This window comes from Roseburia intestinalis L1-82 (assembly GCF_900537995.1).
Taxonomy (GTDB): Bacteria; Bacillota; Clostridia; order Lachnospirales; family Lachnospiraceae; genus Roseburia; species Roseburia intestinalis.
On sequence record NZ_LR027880.1, the window covers coordinates 1,167,433 to 1,189,981 of the forward strand.

A 22,549-nucleotide genomic window follows, 5' to 3' on the forward strand; every position below is an offset into this window, starting at 1 on the left:
AGAAGGGGACGGTTATGGCAAAAGCAGTAAAGCTGGCAGACATTGCAGAGCAGCTTGGTGTCAGTACGGTCACGGTCTCAAAAGCACTTTCCGGACAAAAAGGTGTCAGCGAGGCTATGCGGGAAAAAATCAAACAATTGGCAGATGAACTTGGATACAAGCAGCCATCTGCCGTAAAAAAAGAAAAGTCAGCAAAAAGTTATAATATCGGAGTTTTAGTATCAGAAAAATATCTGGGAGAGTATGCATCCTTTTACTGGAGAATGTATCAGAGCGTTGCAACGAGAGCGGTGCAGAAAGAGTGCTTTACGATGCTTGAAGTGGTATCGTTAGAAGATGAAGCAGAGGCTAATCTGCCGAAGATCGTGCTGGAGCGGAAGGTAGATGGTCTGATTCTGATCGGACGGCTGAAGACAGAATATTTAGGTGCATTAAGACAGAATACGCAGATCCCGATCGTATATCTTGATTTTTACGATGAACATCAGATGAGTGATGCGGTGATCTCTAACAGTTACTATGGCACTTACATGCTGACGAATTATCTGATCGAGCATGGTCATGAAAAAATTGCGTATGTCGGAACACTGTTGTTTACGGCAAGTATTACAGACCGTTATTTCGGTTACCGGAAATCCATGTTAGAACATGGTATTGAAGTGCCACAGGAGTGGATCATATCGGATCGTGATATGGAATGTGGTGTGGTAAAGGTTGATATTCATCCGGATCAGATGAAAGATATGCCGACGGCATTTGTGTGCAACTCCGATCTCACGGCAAGCATGGTCATCAATCAGTTAGAAGAACAGGGATATCGTGTTCCACAAGATTTTTCGGTGGTTGGATTTGACAACTATCTTTTCCCGGGCTTATGTGATGTTGAGATCACAACCTATGAGGTGGATATTCGTGAAATGGCAAATAAAGCGATTCATGTGTTGCTGAAAAAAGTCGGCGGTGAACGCTACAAACAAGGGATTACCATTGTTGAGGGAAGACTGGTGGAAAAAGCCAGCGTGCAGCAGGTTGTAAAATAAGAGAAAGCGGTAAGTTGTGAAAGGCTTGCCGCTTTCTGTTTTTTTCGTTTCATGGATTTCACACCAAATTTTGGCTTGTGGTTGACATGCTTCGCCCGTCCAAATGGTGTGTCGTAGGTCTGTGAATGGCATTTTGCGCAAAGCCGGAGTTAATTTTGGTTCCGTTGTACGAAAATAAGAAAAGTCTAGGTATGCCTGGTTTAGATTTTCTCGGAGTGACGTGACCGGCAACAACGAGTCATCCATGACTCGATGCTGCCTTGTTCTGCCATCCGTGGCAGAACATCACTATGTGTAGACAGGCACACCAAGATTTTCTAATTTTCTTCCAAAGTCACAAAATTAGCTCTGGCTTTGCGCAAGATGCCAGCCTTCAGGTTATGAACACCATTTGGGCGGGCGGTTCATCTCAGAATTGGGGGTGCGGGTGTGAATTTTTGATATTCGCACGAATGGAAATATGCTTAAAATCGTAATGTGCTGTATCATTAATATTCAGCCTGATGACTTGTCTGAAGTTTCATCTGCTATGTTGCATTACATTAATCATTTCGTAAATTACCAGACTGATAATGCAGATTATTATTCCAAGTATGTATGTTTAAAAGCATAGATATAACAGATTGTGTCGAGATTTTTCAACCTTTTTGAAATGAATGTCACAAAAATTTACGCACCCCCAAGGTTGTAAAATGAGTTCCCCGACGAAGAGTGGTTCACAACCTTGCGGCTGGCAAATCGCATCAAGCCGAGACTCGTTTTGTGACTTTGGAAGGAAATTAGAAACTCTTAGGATGCCTGTTCGCAACATAGTGTTGTGCTGCCATGGACGGCAGCACAAGTCCTAATGTGCCCGGATGGCGCATTTAGGACGTACACGTCACTCCGCCCCAACCTGAATCAGGCATGCTTAGAGTTTCTTATTTTCGGACAACGGAAACAAAACAGTCCCGGCTTGATGCAATTTGCCAATCGTAACCCCCCAGAACCACCCTACACAAGGAAACTCATGTCACCCACAAACCATCATTTGGTGAGCATTTCATATTGTTAAGTTATGGATGTTCTGCAGATAACGCTGTGGCGAAATAAGTAATTAGTTAAACTAAAATCAAGGTAAATAAGTGAATTAATCAATTTACAAAATATAGACTAAAATAAGCTAAAAAACAAAATTAAAACAAAAATAAATGTGAAAAAGTGCACAAAAACAGCAAAAAAGAATTGTCTATAGTGCCGAAATGCACAATAGAAGGGTTAAAATGGGCTAAAATCAGGAAAAAAGTGTTGACTAAAAAATAAAACGATATATAATTAAATTAAGTTACAAAACAAGTAACAAACATCATAAGGAGGAAAATTCTATGAAATTAAGAAAAGTTTTAGCCGTTACTTTAGTAGCAGCAATGACCATGAGCATGGCAGCATGCGGTGGCTCAAACAACACAGCAGGCAATGGGGGAACAACAGACAACAACAGTGCAGCAGCAGATAACAGCACAGATGCATCAAATGATGTAGCAGCAACTGAGAGTGGTGATGCTTCTACATCCGCAGACGGATCTTTATCCTATGCAGATATCAAACTTGGTGAGGATTATACAGATCTGACAGCAACAATTTCATTATTCAACCACAGAACAGATCTTGAATCTGACGATTATAACGGAACAACATGGAAAGAGTATTTAGCAGCATTCAATGAAATGTATCCAAATATTACAGTTGAACTTACAACCGATACCAACTATGCAGATGATGCTCTGATGCATTTACAGTCCGGTGACTATGAGACAGTCATGATGATCCCGGCGGTTGATAAGGCAGACTTAAGCAATTACTTTATTTCATATGGTGATCTTGATACCATGAAGACCCAGATCAATTATGCAACTACATGGGAGTATGGCGGACAGGTTTACGGTGTTCCTTCTACAGCAACTACACAGGGTATCGTATACAATAAAAAAGTATTTGAAGAAGCAGGAGTTACAGAACTTCCAAAGACTCCGGAAGAATTTATCGGTGCATTACAGAAAATCAAAGATAATACAGATGCCATCCCACTTTATACAAACTATGCAGCAGGCTGGACAATGGGAGCATGGGATGCTTACATCGGAAATAATGCAACAGGCGACAATACATATATGAACCAGAAATTAGTTCATACAAAAGATCCATTCCAGAATTATGGCGATGATACACATGCTTATGCAGTTTACAAGATCCTCTATGATGCAGTTGCAGACGGACTGATCGAAGATGACTTTGCAACAACTGACTGGGAGGGCTGTAAAGGTATGATCAACAATGGTGAGATCGGTTGTATGGTACTTGGCTCATGGGCTTATCCTCAGATGGAAGCAGCAGGCGAAAATGGCGCAGATATCGGTTATATGCCATTCCCGATCACTGTAAATGGTGAGCAGTATGCATCCGCAGGTGCTGATTACTCTTATGGTATCAATGCAAATGCAACAGATGATGAAAAAGCAGCAGCTATGGTATTTGTAAAATGGATGACAGAAAAATCCGGTTTCTCATACAACGAGGATGGACTTCCAGTCGCAGCCGGCAGTACAGATACAAAACTTTCCTTCGATGGCGTAACATTCTTAGAGGATGAACCTGCATTAGCTGGCGAGGAAGATTTCTTAAATGAGATGAATGCAGAGTCTGAGTTAAATATTAACGCAGGTGGAGACAGTAAAATCCAGGCAATCATTGAGCATGCATCCAATGGCGATAAGACATTTGATGAGATCATGGACGAATGGAACACAGCATGGTCTGATGCACAGGAATCAAACGGAATTGAAGTAACTGAGTAATATAGTTCCACAAAAGGGAAGGGGAGGTTCCCCTTCCCGGATAAAAGACAATGGATGGAGGAATTGTGGATATGGAAGGGAAAAAACCATTCAGTTTTACAAAATGGGCAAAAAGCAGAAAAGGACAGCAGGTGATTATCTGCGTGGCATTTATGACAATTCCGCTGCTGTTGCTGTTTGTATTTACTTATCTGCCTTTTGCCGAGATGGTAAAATTTAGTTTTTATAAGATGAAATATTTAACTCCGGTAGATCAGAGAAAATTTGTCGGATTCAAAAATTATATTGACGTATTTCGCAGGGATGACTGCTTTGGAGCATTAAAGCTCAGTCTTTATTATATGGTAGGTGCAATCATTCAGCTTGTGCTTGCACTTTATCTGGCAACTATTTTAAGTTTTAAAGTAAAGGGAGGAAACTTCTTTAAAGGGTTAATGTTTTTCCCATATCTGATCAGTGGTATTGCGATCGGATTTATTTTTAAATTTTTCTATACCAGAGGATTTGTATTTGATACGATCTTACAATGGTGTGGATTTAAACTTGACAATCTTCCATACTGGCTGAAAGATCAGTCAATTAACAACTGGTCTTTGGTGGCTACTTCGGTATGGCGTTATTTTGGACAGAACATGGTATTGTTTATCGGTGCAATCATGTCTGTGGATGCAGACCTTTACGAAGCAGCAGAGTTAGATGGTGCAAATAAATTTCAGCAGTTTAAACATATTATTCTGCCGAGTATCAAAACAATTATCACTTTAAATGTAATTCTTTCTATCACAGGTTCCTTAAGTGCATTTGAGCAGCCTTACGTTATCACAGATGGTGCAAATGGAACCGGAACATATTTTGTAATTATGAATGAGATCGCTCATGTAAGCCAGAAAGTCGGTCTTGCATCAGCAATGGCAGTCGTACTTCTCCTTATCATTTTTGCATGTACGATTTTACAGAAGTTATTCTTTAAATATATCTTCCGTGATGCTGAGAGTGAGGATGAATCCTACAAGGCAAAACGCGCAAGATTAAAAGCAGAAAAACAGGCAAAGAAAGCTGGAAAGGGAGTGGCATAGGAAGATGAGAAAACATAATGTAAATGTGCAGAAAAGAAAAAAACATTATACCGTTGGTGCAATCCTCTGGCTGATCGTTGAATATGTATCGTTGATTTTCTTTGGACTTTGTGCAGTTGTTCCTGTTATCTCCTGTGTGATTACAGCGTTTAAGACACAGGAAGAATATCAGACGACCAATGTTATGACATTGCCGAAGAACTGGCTGAATTTTGATAATTTTATTAAAGCATTTCAGACAGCGGATATGGGAAGAGCTTTCTTAAACTCCGTGATCGTTATGGTATCTGTCCTGGTTGTTTCCATTGTAATCGGAACACAGCTTGCTTATGTATTAAACCGTTTTAAATTCCCGGGAAACGGACTGATCCGAAACCTGTTTTTGTTTGCTTCACTGCTTCCGGCAGTTGCAATGCAGGTAACTGTATATAATATCATGACAGCACTGCACTTTGTCAATCATTTATATGGATATATTATTCTGATGTGCGGAACGGATGTTATCTCAATTTACATTTTCATTCAGTTTATGGAAAATATACCAATATCTCTGGATGAATCGGCAATCATTGATGGCGCATCCTACTGGACAATTTACTGGAAAATTATGCTTCCACTGTTAAAACCGGCAATCGTGACATCCTGTATTTTAAAGGGCGTTGGTGTTTATAACGAGTACTATATGGCAAACCTTTATCTGATGGATAAAAAGTTACATACAATCGCGACATCACTTTATACATTTGTTGGCCCGATGGGAAGTCAGTACAACCTGATCTGTGCAGGTGTTATCATTTCCCTGCTTCCGGCATTGATCGTATTTATCCTCTGTCAGAAACAGATTTACAGTGGAATTGCTGCTGGTGCAGTAAAAGGCTAAAGAGAGAAAGAGGAAACGGTTATGAGTGAGTTAAAAGAACTTGCAGCAGAAGCAAAACACGAACTGCTCACACATATCATTCCATTTTGGAGAGGTATGCGGGATGATAAGTTCGGCGGATATTACGGTTATCTTTCCTATGATCTTGCACTGGATGAAAAAGCAGAAAAAGGATGTATCTTAAACAGCCGTATTACCTGGTTTTTTGCAAATGCGTATTTACTTTATAAAGACGGCGGCATTTCGGAAGAGGAATGCGAGGCAGCAGGTTTTAAGGGAGAAGACCTGCTTGCCGAGGCAAAACATGGTTATGAATTTTTAAGGGAACATTGTATCGACAAAGAATACGGAGGGATCTTCTGGTCATTAAATTATGACGGAACACCACTTGATACAACTAAACATACATACAATCAGGCATTCTGTATTTATGCGTTGTCATCTTACTATGATGCAGTCGGGGATAAGGAAGCGTTAGAACTTGCTTTTTCCCTGTTTGATATCATTGAGGAGCGCTGCACCGATGAGATCGGCTACTTAGAAGCTTTTACAAGAGATTTTAAACCGGAATCAAACGAAAAGCTTTCTGAGAACGGTGTACTTGCAGATAAGACAATGAATACACTGCTTCATGTTTTTGAAGCGTATACAGAATTGTACCGCGTGACAAAAAATGAAAAGGTTGGAAAGAGACTGATGTGGATCATGGATACCTTTGCAGATAAGGTATACAATCCGGCAAAACAGCGTCAGGAAGTATTTTTTGATGCAGACTATAACACAATCTTAGACCTTCATTCTTATGGTCATGACATTGAGACAGCATGGCTGATGGATCGCGGTGTCGATGTATTAAACAATGAACATTACCGTGAGAAAATGACACCGATCACAAAGACACTGACCTCAAGAATTTATCAGGTGGCATTTGATGGTCATTCTCTTGCAAATGAATGTGACCGCGGAGTGGTCAATGCACACCGCGTCTGGTGGGTGCAGGCAGAAACAGTTGTTGGTTTCTTAAACGGTTATGAAAGAAACACAGGACATTCTGAATATCGCGATGCTGCACTGGCAGAGTGGGAGTTCATCAAAACCTATGTGGTTGATAAGAGAAATGGTTCTGAGTGGTTCTGGGAAGTCAATGAGGATGGAAGTCCGATTTTAGACAGACCGATCGTAGAGCCGTGGAAATGTCCGTATCATAATGGAAGAATGTGTATAGAAGTCATCCGCAGAATCGGAGCATAAAACAGATTCATTTATTTTTAGAAAAAGAATGGAGATTCGACGAATGTTACATGAGAGATATTATGTAGAAAAAGAAAAGCAGGAAAAACTGCTTTCCCGCAAAAATGTAAAATCGGATTTTTACAATGGTGTATATGACCGTTACGAATATCCGGTACTGACAAGAGAGCATATTCCGCTGACCTGGAGATATGACTTAAATCCGGAGACAAATCCATATTTTATGGAGCGCCTTGGCATCAATGCAGTGATGAATTCCGGTGCGATTGAGCTGAACGGAAAATATTATCTGGTTGCAAGAATCGAAGGAAACGACAGAAAATCTTTCTTTGGCGTAGCTGAGAGTGATAACGGAATCGATGGTTTCCGTTTCTGGGATTATCCGATCCTTTTACCGGATACCTGTCCGGAAGAGACAAATGTCTATGATATGCGTCTGACTAAACATGAGGATGGTTACATCTATGGTGTATTCTGTTCTGAATCAAAAGACACAACCGTAAACGATCTTTCCGCAGCAGTAGCAGCAGCCGGAATCGTCCGTACCAAAGACTTAAAGAACTGGGAGAGACTGCCAAACCTTGTTACTTTAAATTCTCCGCAGCAGAGAAACGTGGTACTTCATCCGGAATTTGTAGACGGCAAATATGCATTCTACACAAGACCGATGGATGATTTTATCGAGACAGGATCGGGCGGGGGAATCGGATTCGGACTTTGTGATGACATTACACACGCCGTGATCGATGAAGAGAAAATGACAAGTCTCCGTAAATACCACACGATCACTGAGGCAAAGAATGGTGCCGGTGCAACTCCGATCAAGACAGACAAAGGCTGGATTCACATTGCACATGGTGTCCGCAATACCGCAGCAGGACTTCGTTATGTCATCTATGCATTTGCAACAGATTTAAACGATCCGTCAAAAGTGATCGCAGAGCCGTCCGGACTTTTAATTGGACCGAGAGGTGAAGAGCGTGTCGGTGACGTAAGTAATGTTGTATTTACCAACGGTGCGATCGTAAATGAGAATAACGAAGTATTTATCTACTATGCATCTTCTGATACGAGAATGCATGTAGCGACAACTACTGTGGATAAACTGGTAGATTATGTATTTAATACACCGCAGGATCCGGGCAGAAGCGTTGAGTGTGTGGCACAGAGATGCGGACTGATCGAGAAGAATTTAGAGTTCCTTGCAAAGGAAGATAAATAAGAAATAAAAAAGAACGACGAAAATAAATTGCAGATAGAATCTGCAGGTGCGTGGATGTAAGACGCAGAAATGGAGGAAGAAAATGAGCAAATATAAAATGATCAGCCAGCCGGTACCAAATGTACCATGGCAGGAAAGACCGGAAAACTTAACAGGAGCACCGGTATGGAGATACAATGAGAACCCGATCATCGGACGTAACCCGGTAAAAGGTGTTGCAAGAATTTTCAACAGTGCCGTTATGCCGTATGAAGATGGATTCATCGGTGTATTCCGTGGAGAGCAGACTAACGGTATTCCTTACATTTACCTTGGAAGAAGCAAAGATGCGATCCACTGGAATTTTGATGAAAACAAGATCAATTTCGTAGACGAGGAAGGCAAACCGTTTATGCCGCGTTATGCATATGATCCGCGTCTTGTAAAAGTAGAAGATACCTATTACATCATCTGGTGTCAGGATTTCTACGGCGCAGCAATCGGTATGGCAAAGACAACAGATTTCAAGACATTCACAAGAATTGAGAATCCGTTCCTTCCATTCAACAGAAATGCAGTGCTGTTCCCAAGAAAGATCAACGGAAATTTCATGTTATTATCCCGTCCGTCCGACAGCGGACATACACCATTTGGTGATATTTTCGTGAGCGAGAGCCCGGATCTTACTTACTGGGGCAAACACAGACATGTGATGGGCAAAGGCTCTGAGTGGTGGGAGTCCTTAAAGATCGGTGGAGGTGCTGCCCCGATCGAAACATCCGAAGGATGGCTGTTATTCTACCACGGAGTAAGCGGAACCTGTAACGGTTATGTATATTCCATCGGTGGAGCAATCTTAGACATTGACAATCCATCTATCGTAAAATATCGTTGTGAGACATTCTTACTCACACCGGAAGAATGGTATGAGGAGCGCGGATTTGTTCCGAACGTATGCTTCCCATGTGCAACAATCCATGATTCCGAATCCGGAAAAATTGCAATTTATTACGGTGCTGCAGACAGCTATGTTGGTCTTGCATTCACAGAACTTGATGATATCATTGATTATATCAAGGAAAACAGTGTCGTAACACCGGAAGATACCGAGATCGGAAGACGCTAAAATTGCTGCTATTCATCCTTAATAGCATAAAATTAATTCATAACACAGGCTGCCAGATGCAATGAAAATTGCGGCAGCCTTGTTGCGTAATTCATGAAACGTGTGATGGAGTGTCCGCAGAACGTGCATTTTATCATAATGGAATGTCCGCGGAGCGGGCAGTCTGCTTACATATTTAATTTTTGGAGGGAAACTCAGAACATGATAATTAAACCAGATAATGAAATGTTGTCTTACAGCGGAAGAATTGATTTTGATGACAGGCTTGCACCGGTTCTTGTCTATGCGTGCAGCTCAATTGGAATGAAATTTGCCGGAACATCCTTAAAGGCAGTGATCGCAAACCATCGTTCCTGCTGGACGAATGAACTGGGATATTTTATAGACGGGGAACAGAAGCGTTTTACCTTGTCGTCTGATGAAGAGAAAAAGACTTATACTTTGGCGGAGGGACTTTCAGAGGGAACACATGAACTGCTGTTATTTAAGCGTATGGATTCCTGTCATACTTTTACGTTCTATGGATTTGAGATTGATGATGGAGCGGAAGTTCTGCCACTGCCGGAAAAACCAAAACGGAAAATGGAATTTTTTGGTGACAGTGTTTCCTGTGGAGAAGTTTCGGAGGCTGTGGCATATGTTGGAAAGCCGGATCCTGAGCATGATGGGGAATATTCGAACAGCTGGTATTCGTATGCGTGGATGACGGCGCGGAAATTAAATGCGCAGATCCACGACACTTCACAGGGTGGAATCTCACTTTTAGATGATACCGGCTGGTTTGCAGCACCGCACTATAAAGGTGTCGAGTCCTGCTATGACAAGATCGAGTACCACCCGGATCTTGGGCCAACCAAACAGTGGGATTTCTCCAAATATGTTCCGCATGTTGTCGTTGTTGCGATCGGACAAAACGACAATCACCCGGTAGACTATATGGCAGAAGATTATGACAGTGAAAAATCCAAAAACTGGAGAAAACATTATCAGGCATTCATCGAAAAACTGATGCAGCTTTATCCGAAGGCGCAGATCATTTTAGCAACCACGATCCTCTGCCATGATAAAAGCTGGGACCGCTCCATCGACGAAGTCTGCACACGCATTGGCAGTGAGAGAGTCCATCATTTTCTCTACACAAAAAATGGCTCCGGCACGCCGGGACACATCCGCATCCCGGAAGCAGAGCAGATGTCGGATGAGCTTGCGGCGTATATCAACTCATTAGGGGATGCAGTCTGGGAATCTTAGTTTTGCACCGGAAACAGCAAAAAAGGAGAGAACATCAAATGGAATATCAAATTAAATACGAAAACGGCATTGCCAACCGCGGCTGCTTATACCGCCTGAAAAAAGTCATGGATCGCGCCAAAGCAGGCGAAGCTTTAAACATCGCATTTTTAGGCGGCTCGATCACCCAGGGAAGCCTTTCTTCCAAACCGGAACTCTGTTACGCATACCATGTCTATGAGTGGTGGAAAAAGACATTTCCACAGGCTGATTTTACTTACATCAATGCAGGAATCGGCGGAACAACCTCACAGTTTGGTGTGGCGCGCGCAGAAGCTGATCTGCTTTCCAAAGAGCCGGATTTTGTCATCATCGAGTTTTCCGTCAACGATGACAGCACGGAGCACTTTATGGAGACCTATGAGGGACTGGTGCGAAAAGTATATACCAGTAAGACAAAACCGGCAGTCCTTTTAGTGCACAACGTATTTTACAATAACGGTGCCAATGCGCAGCTGATGCACGGACGCATTGCAAGACATTATAATCTTCCGGCTGTCAGCATGCAGAGTACGATCTACCCGGAAGTTGTCGCCGGGCGCATCGAAAACCGTGAGATCACACCGGATGACCTGCATCCGAATGATGCCGGACATGCACTTGTCGCATCGGTGATTACATACTTTTTAGATAAAGTAAAAACAGAAGATGCAACGGAACAGAGCGAACCGGATTATCCGGCACCTCTCACAAAAAATACTTATGAGAAATCCATCCGTCATCAGAACAGCGACGAAAACGTAGTCTGCCATGGATTTGTCGCAGATACGTCCGCACAGAGAGATATTACCGACTGTTTCAAACACGGATGGACAGCTTCAAAGAAAGGTGATTCCATCACACTTGATGTTGAGGGCTGCAATATTTCAGTACAGTACAGAAAATCCGTAAAACTTCCGGCACCGGTTGCAGAGATCATTGTGGACGGCGATGCAGAACATGCAGTCCGTCTGGATGCGAACTTTGATGAGACCTGGGGTGATAAATTAGAACTTGACACCATCTTAGAACATGGCGAAAATAAAGTACATAAAGTGGAGGTGCGTCTGACAGAGACACACGAGAATGATGCAGTGCCATTTTATCTGGTGTCTGTCATTGGTTCCTCTGAAAAATAATTCACTGGGAAAGGAAAAGAAGAATGTTTCGGGATGATTTTGTTTGGGGTGTTGCGAGCAGTTCCTATCAGGTAGAGGGAACCGATGCAAACGATGGAAGAGGAAAAACAGTCTGGGATGCATTTACGGAGGCAGGCAGGATTTTCGAAAATCAGAATGCTTATACGACCTGTGATCATATGCATCATTATAAGGAAGATTACGCGCTGATGAAAAATCTTGGTATCAAGGCATATCGTTTTTCATTAAACTGGGCACGTATTCTGCCGGAAGGAACCGGTCGTGTCAATGAAAAAGCGATCCGGATGTACCGTGATATGATCACATGTATGAAAGAAAATGGGATTACGCCATATATTACCATGTTTCACTGGGAGTTTCCGCAGGCTCTTTATGAAAAGGGTGGCTGGCTGAACCCGGAAGTGGCAGACTGGTTTGGTGAGTATGCGAAGGTAGTTGCAGAGCGTTTTTCCGATATTTGTGAATACTTTATCACGATCAATGAACCGCAGTGTGTGGTTGGACTTGGACATTTAAGCGGTGTACATGCACCGGGAGTAAAAATGTCAATCAAAGATACTTTCCAGATCGCACACAATCTGATGAAGGCACATGGCCAGGCTGTTATCAATCTGCGTAAATATGCAGTCCGGGATATCAAAGTCGGATACGCACCGACCGGAGGTGTCGCTTATCCTTATACGGATAAACCGGAGGACATTGAAGCTGCGAAAAAAGTATATTTTGGTTTCTATAATCCGATGGATAACTGGACCTGGAATGTAGCATGGTTTTCGGATCCTGTATTTTTAGGGCATTATCCGAAAGAAGGATTGGAGAAATTTGCGCAGTATCTGCCAGAGATCACGGAAGAAGATATGAAGCTGATCCATCAGCCGCTTGATTTTATGGGACAGAATATATACAATGGTTACTATGTCCGTGCAGGAGAGAACGGTGAACCGGAATTTGTGGACCGTGAACCGGGATTTCCTAAGACAGGAGCAGACTGGCCGGTAACGCCGGAAGCTTTTTATTATGGTATAAAATTTCTGACAGAGCGTTATCCATTGCCGCTTTACATCACGGAAAACGGCATGTCCTGTCATGATAATATCAGCGCAGATGGCAGGGTGCATGATCCAAACCGTATCACGTTTCTGGATTCCTATATCGGAGCCATGCAGCGTGCAAGCGATGAAGGTGCAGATGTAAGGGGATATTTCCTGTGGACATTTCTTGATAATTTTGAGTGGTCCGATGGATACAAACAGCGTTTTGGTATCATTTATGTAGACTTTACAACGCAGCAGCGCATTGTAAAGGATTCGGCATTCTGGTATCAGAAAGTAATAGAAACGAATGGAGGAATACTTAGTATGAATCAGGCAAATAAAGATATTTTATTTTTAGACCCGGTATGTACGCACAATATCTGGGGCGGTACAAAGTTAAGAGAGGAGTTCGGCTATCCGGTAGAGGGTGATGACATCGGCGAGTGCTGGGGCATCTCCGCACATCCAAACGGAGACGGAACCGTTCGAAGCGGCGCATTTTCCGGCATGAAGTTATCTGCTGTATGGAAAGAACATCCGGAAGTGTTCGGCAATTACGACTGTGACCGTTTCCCGCTTCTCACGAAGATCATTGATGCAAGAGACGATTTAAGTATCCAGGTACATCCAAATGATGATTATGCAAAAGTGCATGAAAATGGTTCTTTTGGAAAGACGGAGTGCTGGTATATCATGGATGCACCGGAGGGAGCAACACTTGTTATCGGACATAATGCAAAGACGAAAGAAGAACTTTCCGATATGATCCATCAGGGAAGATGGAAAGAATTTATCCGTGAGATTCCGGTGAAAAAAGGTGATTTTATCCAGATCGATCCGGGAACGGTTCATGCAATCAAGGGTGGACTTTTAATTTTAGAGACACAGCAGAACAGTGATATTACTTACCGTGTTTATGACTATGACCGTCTCTCGAATGGAAAGCCAAGAGAGCTTCATGTGGAAAAGAGTATTGATGTCATCACAGTTCCGGCAAAATCTGTGGATGACAGCGTAAAATCCGCACTGAATCTGCCGGAAAATCAGTTGAATGAGCTGTATTCCTGCAAATATTATACGATCTTTAAGGCAGATGTAAATGGAAAGATGGAATTTGAGCAGAAGTATCCGTTCCTGTTAGTATCTGTTTTAGAGGGAGATGGAATCGTGGGCAGCAGCCCGGTGAAGAAGGGAGATCATTTTATCCTGCCGAATGGTTATGGAAAAGTTGAGATGCAGGGGAAGATGAGTCTGATCGTTTCTACTGTAAAATAATTATTTTGAGATGAAAAATCCGCAGGATGTTAGAGCACACCTGCGGATTTTTTGATGAACGGGGCAGACTTGGTGAATAGCAATGTTAAAAACGGGGCAAAATATAATTATATTAAATTTAAAAACGGGGCAAATTGTAATGATAATGATTGAAAAAACGGGGCAGATAGTGTATTGTGTAATTGGAGGTATGAATTTATGTACAGACAAGATTCAATTGCAATTGGCGAATGGATTAAAAATTCAAATAAGGCATTATTAGTGACAGGAGCAAGACAGATAGGAAAAACATGGCTCATAAGAGATGAAATTGAAAAGAGCGGATATACTAAGTTTGAAGTGAATTTTATTGATCAGCCGGATATGGTTTCCTACTTAAATGCAGAGATGAGTGCGGAAGATTTTTTGATTAAATTAAAAATGATCATGCCAGAAGATTGCAAATCGCATGAAACGGTTGTTTTTTTTGATGAGATTCAGAAATGCCCGGAAATAGTAACTAAAATAAAATTTCTTGTAGATGAGGGAAGTTTTAAGTATGTAATGAGCGGATCCTTATTAGGGTTAGAACTGAAAGGTATCGCTTCGGCTCCGGTTGGATACCTGACTGTTTTAAAGATGTACCCTATGGATTTCGAAGAATTTATGATGGCGAATAATGTCTCAGTAACTACATTAGATATGCTAAATGAAAAATTTAAAAACGCCAGTCCTGTGGACGAATTTGTACATCAGAAGCTTTTGTCTATGTTTTTTGTTTATCTTATTGTTGGAGGAATGCCAGATGCTGTAAAAACTTATATAGAAACAAAAGATATTCGAGAGGTTGACAAAGTACAACGTGATATAACAACGCTTTATAAAGAGGATTTTTCCCAATATGAGATTGAGGACAGAAAGCTTAAGTTAAAGTCCATATATGACATTATTCCTGCTGAACTAAATAAGCAGAATAAAAAGTTTGTATTTACGATGTTGGATAAAGAACTGAAATTTGACAGATACGAAAATAGTTTTTTGTGGTTAAAAGATGCAGGTGTGGCGTTGCCGGTTTATAATATTGAGGCACCAGTTATTCCACTTTTAGCAAGCAAGAGCAGTAATATATTCAGACTTTTTTCGAGCGACATTGGATTGTTGACAAGTGCATATCCGGCAGAAACAAAAATGGAATTAATTAATAAAAACGGAGAAGTGAACAACGGAGCACACTTTGAAAATGCTGTCGCACAGCAATTAACGGCGAATGGTTTTACACCATATTTCTGTAAAAAGAAAAATATTGGTGAAATGGATTTTGTGATAGAAATGAATGGAAAAGTTGTTCCGATTGAAGTTAAGTCTGGTAAGGCATATAAATCACACAAAGCTTTGGATAATTTTATGAACATACCGGATTATCATCTTGAGAAAGCCTATGTTTTTTCCGTTGGAAATGTAGAAACAGAAGGAACTGTGACATATCTTCCAATCTATATGTGTTATCTGTTAAAAGAGCAGAAACTCGGTCAGATGATCGTAGAGTTGGATACTACTGGTTTGTAGATCGAAAAGGTTATTATTATCATAGATGAGTATGACGTCCTGTTAGGCTATAAAAGGACTGTAAGTTGTGATTGGAGAGTAGATTTAAAGTCTCAACGTAGAAAGCTATGCCTGCGTTGAGACTTTTTTCTAGTGCAGTGACCTATTGCTATTTAGAAAAATGATGTACTGGTGCAGCACAATTATAAGATGGCTAATCCAGCCTTTAGGAGAGCAGCATCCACAACATGCTCGATCAGGACAGAAGTTGTGACACTTCCGACACCGCCCGGAACAGGAGTGATCGCATCCACAACAGGTTCTGCGTCGGCGAAGTTTACATCGCCGCAGAGTTTGCCCTCCTCGTTTACGTTGATCCCTACGTCAATGACAGTCTGACCGGCGCGCAGATAGTCTGCGCCAATGACACCTGCTCTTCCGGCGGCAACGATCACGATATCAGCTTCTTTTACAACGGATGGCATATCTTTTGTTTTCGTGTGACAGATCGTGACAGTTGCGTTTTTCTGGAGAAGCATCATGGCGGCTGGTTTTCCAACGACGGGACTTCTGCCGATCACGACAGCTTTTTTGCCGGAGCAGTCGATGCCATAGTGATCTAAAATCTTCATGCAGGCACTCGGTGTACACGGTGCAAAACCGGTTTGTTTTCCAAGGAAAACAGAGGCCATGGATCGGTCAGTGATGCCATCAATGTCTTTTTCTACGGCGAGCGCGTTGATGATCTTATTTTCATCTAAATGACGCGGCAGAGGACGGAAGAGTAATACGCCGTGAATATCGTCTGCCTCATTTACCTGTGCGATCGTATTTAAAACCATTTCCTCTGAGGCATCTTCCGGAAGCAGGAATTTTTCATAGGAAACGCCAAGAGTTTCACAGCGTTTAGTCGCACCGCGCTCGTAAGAAATATCATCTTCTCTTTCACCAATGCGGATGATGCCGAGTTTTGGTGTGATATGATGTGCAGTGAGCAGTTCTGTTTTTTTTCGGATTTCTTCATTTAAAGAAGCGGTAACTTCTTTTCCTGATAATAATTTAGCCATTGGTACCTCCATTTTTGCAAGTTTGTATCTCTGTTTTTATTTTTGCACATAGATTGTTTGAGAAAATGTACAATCCATGTTTATCTGATTTTTGAGCAGACCCGATTGAAAATCTCGTCAGCCTTCTGTTCGTATTTTTCACGCAGTTCATCAGCTTCCTTATTATAGGAAGCGGCAGCTTCTTTGTCAGCCATGGATTTTGTGTTGATGTAGATATTTAAGGATGCCCCCTGAAGAGCAGATTTTAGCAGCGTGGCGCCGACACCGGCATCGCTGATGGCAATTTTACTGCCCTTTTCGGCAAAGGTTTCAATCAGATCGATCGCCTCTGCGCAGGTCCGCATGATCTCAAGTGGAACTTCACAGGCTCCCACTAAGGCGGCTTCAATTACTTCTGCCTTTTTTTCAATTTCTTCCGGTGTGCTTTTTGGCATGCCGTAGGCGGCGCTTAACGGTTCGAAAGCTTCGGCGTCTTTTTCCACGAGATCTAAAAGCCGTGCTGTGATGTCGTCAGCTTTTTTCTTACATTGAATGATATCCTTTTCCACAGCGGCATAGGTCTTTTTTCCAACGGTAAGGCTCCCGACCATATTTCCAAGAGCGATGCCGATCGCGCCGGCGAGAGCAGAAGCACCGCCGCCTCCCGGAACCGGAGCTTTGCCGGATAAAACGGTGATAAAATCTTTACAGGAATAATTTGTAAAGCATGAATTTGTCTGATGTTCCATGATATTCCTCCATTGCACATTATTCTCCATACCTGTACGGTATTTTTTAACCATTTTCATTCGATAAGTTACAGTGATTGCTTTATTCTAACATATTGTAATTTTAAATGAAATAGAAATCCTGTAACCCGGTACTTTCATACATTAAAAAATTAATGTATGAAATCAACGGAAACAGTTGTCTTTTTACCGGTTTTTGTTAAAATATTAGTAGAGTTACCTGGGATAAAGCAATAGCACCTGTGTTATTGATGTACACATGAGGAAAAGGTTATGAAAAATAATAAATGGTATGTGATCAGCACGTTTGTACTTGGATGTATAGTGATAAATTTTGCCGGCAGGATTTTGTCTGACAGGCTGCAGCTGCCGTTGTGGCTTGATTCTTTTGGAACAGTAACGGCGGCGTATGTGCTGGGACCTTTCTGTGGAGCTATGGTCGGGATGACGGTAAATCTTACCTATGGGATTTTATATTCCTGGACAAATATGTTTTGTGCATTGGTCAGTGCCATGGTCGGCATAACGACCGGCATATGTGCGAAAAAAGGATTTTTAAAAAATCTTTATGGAGTACTTTCAACAAGTTTTTTAGTAGCGGTTTTATCGGTGACACTTTCTGTCCCGTTTAACTATCTGTATTGTGATGGTTCTACGCAGAATATCTGGGGAGACGGTGTTATTGAGTCTATGGAAAAAGTTGGATTTAACAGCTTTTTCAGTCACTGTATGGGACAGTTTTATCTTGATTTTCTTGATAAGGTTATAACGATCGTCTTAGTATGTTCTCTTATAAAATTGCTTCAGAAAAAAATTGTATCTAACAGACAGCATACTTTGCTCATGATGTTTCTTTGTATATTGACGCTTGGTGTGATCCGGGGAGAGACAGTAACGGCAAAAACAGTTACAGAACAGGAAGATTACAGTAGTTATCTTCAGACTGTTTATGGCAGGGAAAATGGAATACCGGGTGGATGTGCCAATGATATTGTGCAGACGAAGGATGGCGTTTTATGGATCGGAACATATGGCGGGCTGTACCGGTATAATGGCACAAAATTTCAATGGATCAATGAATATGAATCGATAAAAACCGTGAACTGCCTGTATACGGATGAGGAAGGCAGACTGTGGGTTGGAACGAATGACAGCGGACTTTCCATCTTTATCAATGATACGGTTGTAAATGTTATTACTGAAAAACAGGGACTTGCATCGGATTCGGTGCGCTGTATTACACAGTGCGCAGATGGAAATTATTATGTTGGAACAGCCGGGGCACTTTCCATTGTCACATTAGCAGGTGGGTTAAATGTGAAAAAGACAATGGAAGATATTGTGTATGTAAAAAGTATGGATGCAGATGCAAATGGAACAGTTGCAGCGGTAACCGATGATGGAAAACTGTATTTTATCAGGCAGGGAAAGATCACGGATGTTGTGGAGCCATCCGAGGGAGATGATTTTTCCTGCTGTAAGTTTGATGAAAACGGGCTTTTGTATGCCGGAACTTCACAGAATGAGATACTTTGCTATGGCTGTGATACGGGAGAGTGGAAATACAGGGAAACGAAAGGCTGTGAAGAATTATCCAATATAAAGTCACTGTATTTTTTAGATGACGGAGCCATGTTTGTCTGTGCCGATAACGGAGTGGGATATTTTGTAGAACAGACAGATTTTAAAATGATAAATACAGATACATTCAACAGTTCGATTGATCATATGCTGATGGATTATCAGGGAAATCTCTGGTTTACATCGTCAAGGCTTGGCGTTCTTCGTTTATGTAAGTCGGTATTTACATCATTGCAGACAGGAGCTATCCAGGAAAATCAGGTTGTCAATTCAGTTACGAAATGGCAGAACAGGTTTTATATAGGAACGGACAGCGGATTAGAGGTAATGGATGAAGAGACCGGAGAAGAATATACGGATGATGTTACGGAAACCTTAGCTGGCACAAGAATACGATGTATTCGGACAGACAGCTGTGGAAACTTGTGGATCTGCACAACGGGAAAGGGCATTTATGAGATTACAGCAAAAGGAGAGACTTTTGTCTATGATAATGCCAGTGGGGCAAATGGTAATAAATACCGTACCGTCGAAGAACTAAAAAACGGGACGATACTTGCGGCAGGAGATGCGGGACTTACATTTATCCGGGATGGGGAGATTACAAAAGTGACCGGTGAAACAGATGGACTTACGGTACCGAAGATTCTTTGTGTATTAGAACAGGAAGATGGAACCATATTTGCCGGCACGGATGGAAATGGAATCGCGGTGATAAAAAATGGAAAAGTGGAAGATGTTTACAACAAAGAGGATGGATTAAGCTCAGAGGTGATCCTCCGTATGGTGAAAAATGAGGATGGAGGTGTATTTATTGTAACAAGTAATGGAATCTGTTACATGGATACGGAAGGAAAAATCAGGAGTCTTGATAAATTTCCTTATTATAATAATTATGATATTGTGGAGGGAATCGACCATACTTTGTTTATATCAGGGTCAGCGGGGATCTATGTTGTGGATAAAGAGGATCTTTTGTCCGGGAGGAAATTAGAGTATAAACTGTTAAACAGTGATGCCGGGCTTAACCGGGCGCTGACACCAAATGCATGGAATTATGTAGATGAGAATATGAATTTCTATTTTTCCACAGATACGGGCGTGATTTGTATGGATCTTAAAAATTATGAGGTTTCCGTCCGTTCCTACCGTATGCAGATGAAATCCGTAAAAATAGATGATGTATCGCATTTTGTCAGACGTGGAGAGGTGATCTATCTGGAAAGGGGAGCAGAAAAGCTTGAGATATTTCCGGAAATTATCAATTATTCCGTGAATATCCCTTATGTAAGTGTTTACTTAGAGGGGTATGACAGTGAGCCGCAGGTGGTGTCCCAAAGTGAGATGTCCAGTGTGATTTATACAAATCTTCCGGTAGGAACCTATAAGTTTCATATTGCGGTGCTGGATCATAAGGGACAGAATCCGGTAGTGGAAAGTGTGTATACCATTGAAAAAAAGGCAGAGATCTACGATCACTGGTGGTTTGTGGTTTATATAGTGGCAGTGTTTACGTTAGCAGTAGCTTATCTGACCTGGATGATTTTTCATACACAGGTGCAGAGAGTGATCAATCTTCAGAAAAAGGAGATTGAACTGGTAAAAAAGCAGCTGGAAATGGGGAATGAGACGGTACTTACGATTGCTAAGACGGTAGACGCTAAAGATGTAAGGACGAGTCAGCATTCTGAGCGTGTGGCAGAATATTCCGTACTGATCGCAAAAGAACTTGGGTTTGATGAGAAAAGCTGTGAGGATCTGAAAAAGGCAGCACTTTTACATGATATCGGAAAGATCGGTATTCCCGACCGGATTTTAAATAAGCCGGAGAAATTAACAGACGAGGAATATGGAATTATGAAATCGCATGTGACGAAAGGTGCGGAGATCTTAAAAAGTTTCACGATCGTAGACCATGTGGAAGAAGGTGCCTTATATCATCATGAAAGATACGATGGAAAAGGATATGTGCACGGGTTAAAAGGAGAAGAAATCCCGATCAATGCCAGAATTATCGGAATTGCAGATACATTTGATGCAATGACGGCGAATCGCGTTTACCGGAAACAGTTGGATATGGCCTATGTGATACAGGAACTGAAAAATGGAAGGGGAACGCAGTTTGATCCAGGACTTGTCGATGTTATGTTAGGACTGATTGACAATGGAAAGATTGACATATGCAGTCTGTACAAAGAACATGCACATGCAGATCATAGTAGGGAAAAAGAGGAGGAGTAAGGTGAAAAAAGTATATCTTGTGACATTGTGCACCTGTCTGGTTGTGATTGCTCTTGTGTCGGCATCTGTATACTTTCTGAGAGACGAAGAAAAAGAGATCACTGTTGGTTTTGTGTATGTTGGAGATGCGAGTACCGCATATACCAGCAATTTTATTGATGCGCAGGAGGCAATCAAGACAAAATACGGGGATCAGGTAAAAGCCATTGCACTCAATAATGTTGCGGAGGGAACGGAAAGGGAGTACTTACAGCAGCTTGTGGATGCCGGGTGTGACCTGATTTTTACGACCAGTTATAATTATGGAACCGTTACGAAGGAGTTTGCAGAAAAATATCCCGGGATCGAGTTTTGTATGGCAACATGTGCGAATGCAAATGAAGAACCTGTTTTAAAAAATTATCATACATTTATGGGGAAAATTTATCAGGGAAGATATACGGCGGGAGTGGCAGCCGGGATGAAAATGAAAGAACTGATAAAAGAAGGCGTGATCACAGAGCAGCAGGCAAAGATCGGATATGTTGCAGCCTATCCTTATGCGGAGGTGATCTCCGGATATACGGCATTTTTGCTCGGAGTGAGATCAGTCGTACCGGATGCGGTGATGACAGTGCGTTATACCAATAAATGGAATGATTATCGGACGGAAAAAAAGTATGCCAAAGACCTGATCGATGAGGGCTGTGTGATCATATCACAGCATTCGGATACCGCAGGCCCGGCTACCGCGTGTGAGGAAACTGCTGCGGGGACCCCGGTTTATCTGGTAAGTTATAATCAGAGTATGGAAGATGTGGCGCCGACCACTTATCTCACCGGGTGCAAGATCAACTGGGAACCCTATATGATGGGAGCTGTGGATGCAGTTTTAAACGACCGTGTGATTGAGAAAAGTATCAAAGGAACTGTCAATGGAAATGATATTGGTGCCGGTTTTGAAGAAGACTGGGTGCAGATGTTAGAGTTAAATGAAATTACGGCTGCGGATGGCACAGTGGAAAAAATGCAGAAAGTGATCCGGCAGTTTGAGCAGGGGAAACTGGATGTGTTCCGGGGAGATTATGTCGGGGCAGATCCGGATGACCCGGACGATACTTATGATCTGAATCAGGGATATACGGAGAATGAGTTTGCGTCTGCACCTTCGTTTCATTATGTGCTGAAAGATGTGATCCGGATAGAAGAATAGGGGATTGTGAGGGAAAAAGTCCTGCGGATGCAGAGCATATCGTATTCGCAGGACAGTTTATATTTTTTTT

The 22,549-nt window shown here is 41.9% G+C and carries 15 protein-coding genes; 13 read left to right on the plus strand and 2 right to left on the minus strand.

The window, feature by feature from the left end:
* Nucleotides 1-14 precede the first annotated feature (14 nt).
* The 11 genes from RIL182_RS05545 to RIL182_RS05595 all read left to right on the plus strand — a co-directional run bounded on the left by RIL182_RS05545 (nucleotide 15) and on the right by RIL182_RS05595 (nucleotide 15,691).
* A complete protein-coding gene (locus RIL182_RS05545; protein ID WP_006855608.1) occupies nucleotides 15-1,040 on the plus strand; it encodes a substrate-binding domain-containing protein in 1,026 nt (341 codons plus the stop codon).
* 1,364 nt (nucleotides 1,041-2,404) lie between these two features.
* Nucleotides 2,405-3,874: an ABC transporter substrate-binding protein gene (locus tag RIL182_RS05550; RefSeq protein WP_006855607.1), complete on the plus strand. Its 1,470-nt coding sequence runs from the start codon at nucleotides 2,405-2,407 to the stop codon at nucleotides 3,872-3,874.
* Nucleotides 3,875-3,924: 50 nt separating this feature from the next.
* Complete coding sequence (locus RIL182_RS05555) at nucleotides 3,925-4,950, plus strand: carbohydrate ABC transporter permease (RefSeq protein WP_006855606.1); 1,026 nt, start codon at nucleotides 3,925-3,927, stop codon at nucleotides 4,948-4,950.
* A gap of 4 nt (nucleotides 4,951-4,954) precedes the next feature.
* On the plus strand, nucleotides 4,955-5,830 hold the full coding sequence (locus RIL182_RS05560; RefSeq protein ID WP_006855605.1) for a carbohydrate ABC transporter permease: 876 nt from the start codon (nucleotides 4,955-4,957) through the stop codon (nucleotides 5,828-5,830).
* Nucleotides 5,831-5,851: 21 nt separating this feature from the next.
* Nucleotides 5,852-7,081 carry an AGE family epimerase/isomerase gene (locus RIL182_RS05565; RefSeq protein WP_006855604.1) on the plus strand — a complete coding sequence of 410 codons (1,230 nt, stop codon included), beginning with the start codon at nucleotides 5,852-5,854 and terminating at the stop codon, nucleotides 7,079-7,081.
* Nucleotides 7,082-7,124: 43 nt separating this feature from the next.
* Entirely contained in the window at nucleotides 7,125-8,303 is a 1,179-nt protein-coding gene (locus tag RIL182_RS05570) for a glycoside hydrolase family 130 protein (protein WP_044998499.1), read from the plus strand.
* 82 nt (nucleotides 8,304-8,385) lie between these two features.
* Nucleotides 8,386-9,408, plus strand: a complete 1,023-nt coding sequence (locus RIL182_RS05575; RefSeq protein WP_006855602.1) for a glycoside hydrolase family 130 protein — start codon at nucleotides 8,386-8,388, stop codon at nucleotides 9,406-9,408.
* A gap of 201 nt (nucleotides 9,409-9,609) precedes the next feature.
* Nucleotides 9,610-10,659: an SGNH/GDSL hydrolase family protein gene (locus RIL182_RS05580; protein WP_134523137.1), complete on the plus strand. Its 1,050-nt coding sequence runs from the start codon at nucleotides 9,610-9,612 to the stop codon at nucleotides 10,657-10,659.
* Nucleotides 10,660-10,697: 38 nt separating this feature from the next.
* A complete protein-coding gene (locus RIL182_RS05585) occupies nucleotides 10,698-11,816 on the plus strand; it encodes an SGNH/GDSL hydrolase family protein (protein WP_006855599.1) in 1,119 nt (372 codons plus the stop codon).
* A gap of 23 nt (nucleotides 11,817-11,839) precedes the next feature.
* A complete protein-coding gene (locus tag RIL182_RS05590) occupies nucleotides 11,840-14,146 on the plus strand; it encodes a GH1 family beta-glucosidase (protein ID WP_118591962.1) in 2,307 nt (768 codons plus the stop codon).
* 198 nt (nucleotides 14,147-14,344) lie between these two features.
* Nucleotides 14,345-15,691: an ATP-binding protein gene (locus tag RIL182_RS05595; protein WP_006855596.1), complete on the plus strand. Its 1,347-nt coding sequence runs from the start codon at nucleotides 14,345-14,347 to the stop codon at nucleotides 15,689-15,691.
* 182 nt (nucleotides 15,692-15,873) lie between these two features.
* On the opposite strand, the gene RIL182_RS05600 is transcribed toward RIL182_RS05595, so the two are convergent.
* Together RIL182_RS05600 and RIL182_RS05605 are read right to left on the minus strand one after the other, a co-directional pair.
* On the minus strand, nucleotides 15,874-16,737 hold the full coding sequence (locus RIL182_RS05600; RefSeq protein ID WP_044998497.1) for a bifunctional 5,10-methylenetetrahydrofolate dehydrogenase/5,10-methenyltetrahydrofolate cyclohydrolase: 864 nt from the start codon (nucleotides 16,735-16,737) through the stop codon (nucleotides 15,874-15,876).
* 80 nt (nucleotides 16,738-16,817) lie between these two features.
* A complete protein-coding gene (locus tag RIL182_RS05605) occupies nucleotides 16,818-17,465 on the minus strand; it encodes a cyclodeaminase/cyclohydrolase family protein (protein WP_044998496.1) in 648 nt (215 codons plus the stop codon).
* 273 nt (nucleotides 17,466-17,738) lie between these two features.
* Between RIL182_RS05605 and RIL182_RS05610 the strand changes: the two genes are divergently transcribed.
* Both RIL182_RS05610 and RIL182_RS05615 read left to right on the plus strand, forming a co-directional pair.
* Complete coding sequence (locus tag RIL182_RS05610) at nucleotides 17,739-21,287, plus strand: HD domain-containing phosphohydrolase (protein ID WP_006855593.1); 3,549 nt, start codon at nucleotides 17,739-17,741, stop codon at nucleotides 21,285-21,287.
* 1 nt (nucleotide 21,288) lies between these two features.
* A complete protein-coding gene (locus RIL182_RS05615; RefSeq protein WP_049938239.1) occupies nucleotides 21,289-22,479 on the plus strand; it encodes a BMP family ABC transporter substrate-binding protein in 1,191 nt (396 codons plus the stop codon).
* Nucleotides 22,480-22,549 lie beyond the last annotated feature (70 nt).

What these genes read in the sequence shown, in the direction of transcription:
- RIL182_RS05570 (WP_044998499.1), top strand. Translation starts at nt 7,125, where the DNA reads ATGTTACATGAGAGATATTATGTAGAAAAAGAAAAGCAGGAAAAACTG.
- RIL182_RS05560 (WP_006855605.1), top strand. Translation starts at nt 4,955, where the DNA reads ATGAGAAAACATAATGTAAATGTGCAGAAAAGAAAAAAACATTATACC.
- RIL182_RS05550 (WP_006855607.1), top strand. Translation starts at nt 2,405, where the DNA reads ATGAAATTAAGAAAAGTTTTAGCCGTTACTTTAGTAGCAGCAATGACC.
- RIL182_RS05610 (WP_006855593.1), top strand. Translation starts at nt 17,739, where the DNA reads ATGAAAAATAATAAATGGTATGTGATCAGCACGTTTGTACTTGGATGT.
- RIL182_RS05545 (WP_006855608.1), top strand. Translation starts at nt 15, where the DNA reads ATGGCAAAAGCAGTAAAGCTGGCAGACATTGCAGAGCAGCTTGGTGTC.
- RIL182_RS05590 (WP_118591962.1), top strand. Translation starts at nt 11,840, where the DNA reads ATGTTTCGGGATGATTTTGTTTGGGGTGTTGCGAGCAGTTCCTATCAG.
- RIL182_RS05565 (WP_006855604.1), top strand. Translation starts at nt 5,852, where the DNA reads ATGAGTGAGTTAAAAGAACTTGCAGCAGAAGCAAAACACGAACTGCTC.
- RIL182_RS05580 (WP_134523137.1), top strand. Translation starts at nt 9,610, where the DNA reads ATGATAATTAAACCAGATAATGAAATGTTGTCTTACAGCGGAAGAATT.
- RIL182_RS05575 (WP_006855602.1), top strand. Translation starts at nt 8,386, where the DNA reads ATGAGCAAATATAAAATGATCAGCCAGCCGGTACCAAATGTACCATGG.
- RIL182_RS05585 (WP_006855599.1), top strand. Translation starts at nt 10,698, where the DNA reads ATGGAATATCAAATTAAATACGAAAACGGCATTGCCAACCGCGGCTGC.
- RIL182_RS05595 (WP_006855596.1), top strand. Translation starts at nt 14,345, where the DNA reads ATGTACAGACAAGATTCAATTGCAATTGGCGAATGGATTAAAAATTCA.
- RIL182_RS05555 (WP_006855606.1), top strand. Translation starts at nt 3,925, where the DNA reads ATGGATGGAGGAATTGTGGATATGGAAGGGAAAAAACCATTCAGTTTT.
- RIL182_RS05600 (WP_044998497.1), bottom strand. Translation starts at nt 16,737, where the DNA reads ATGGCTAAATTATTATCAGGAAAAGAAGTTACCGCTTCTTTAAATGAA.
- RIL182_RS05605 (WP_044998496.1), bottom strand. Translation starts at nt 17,465, where the DNA reads ATGGAACATCAGACAAATTCATGCTTTACAAATTATTCCTGTAAAGAT.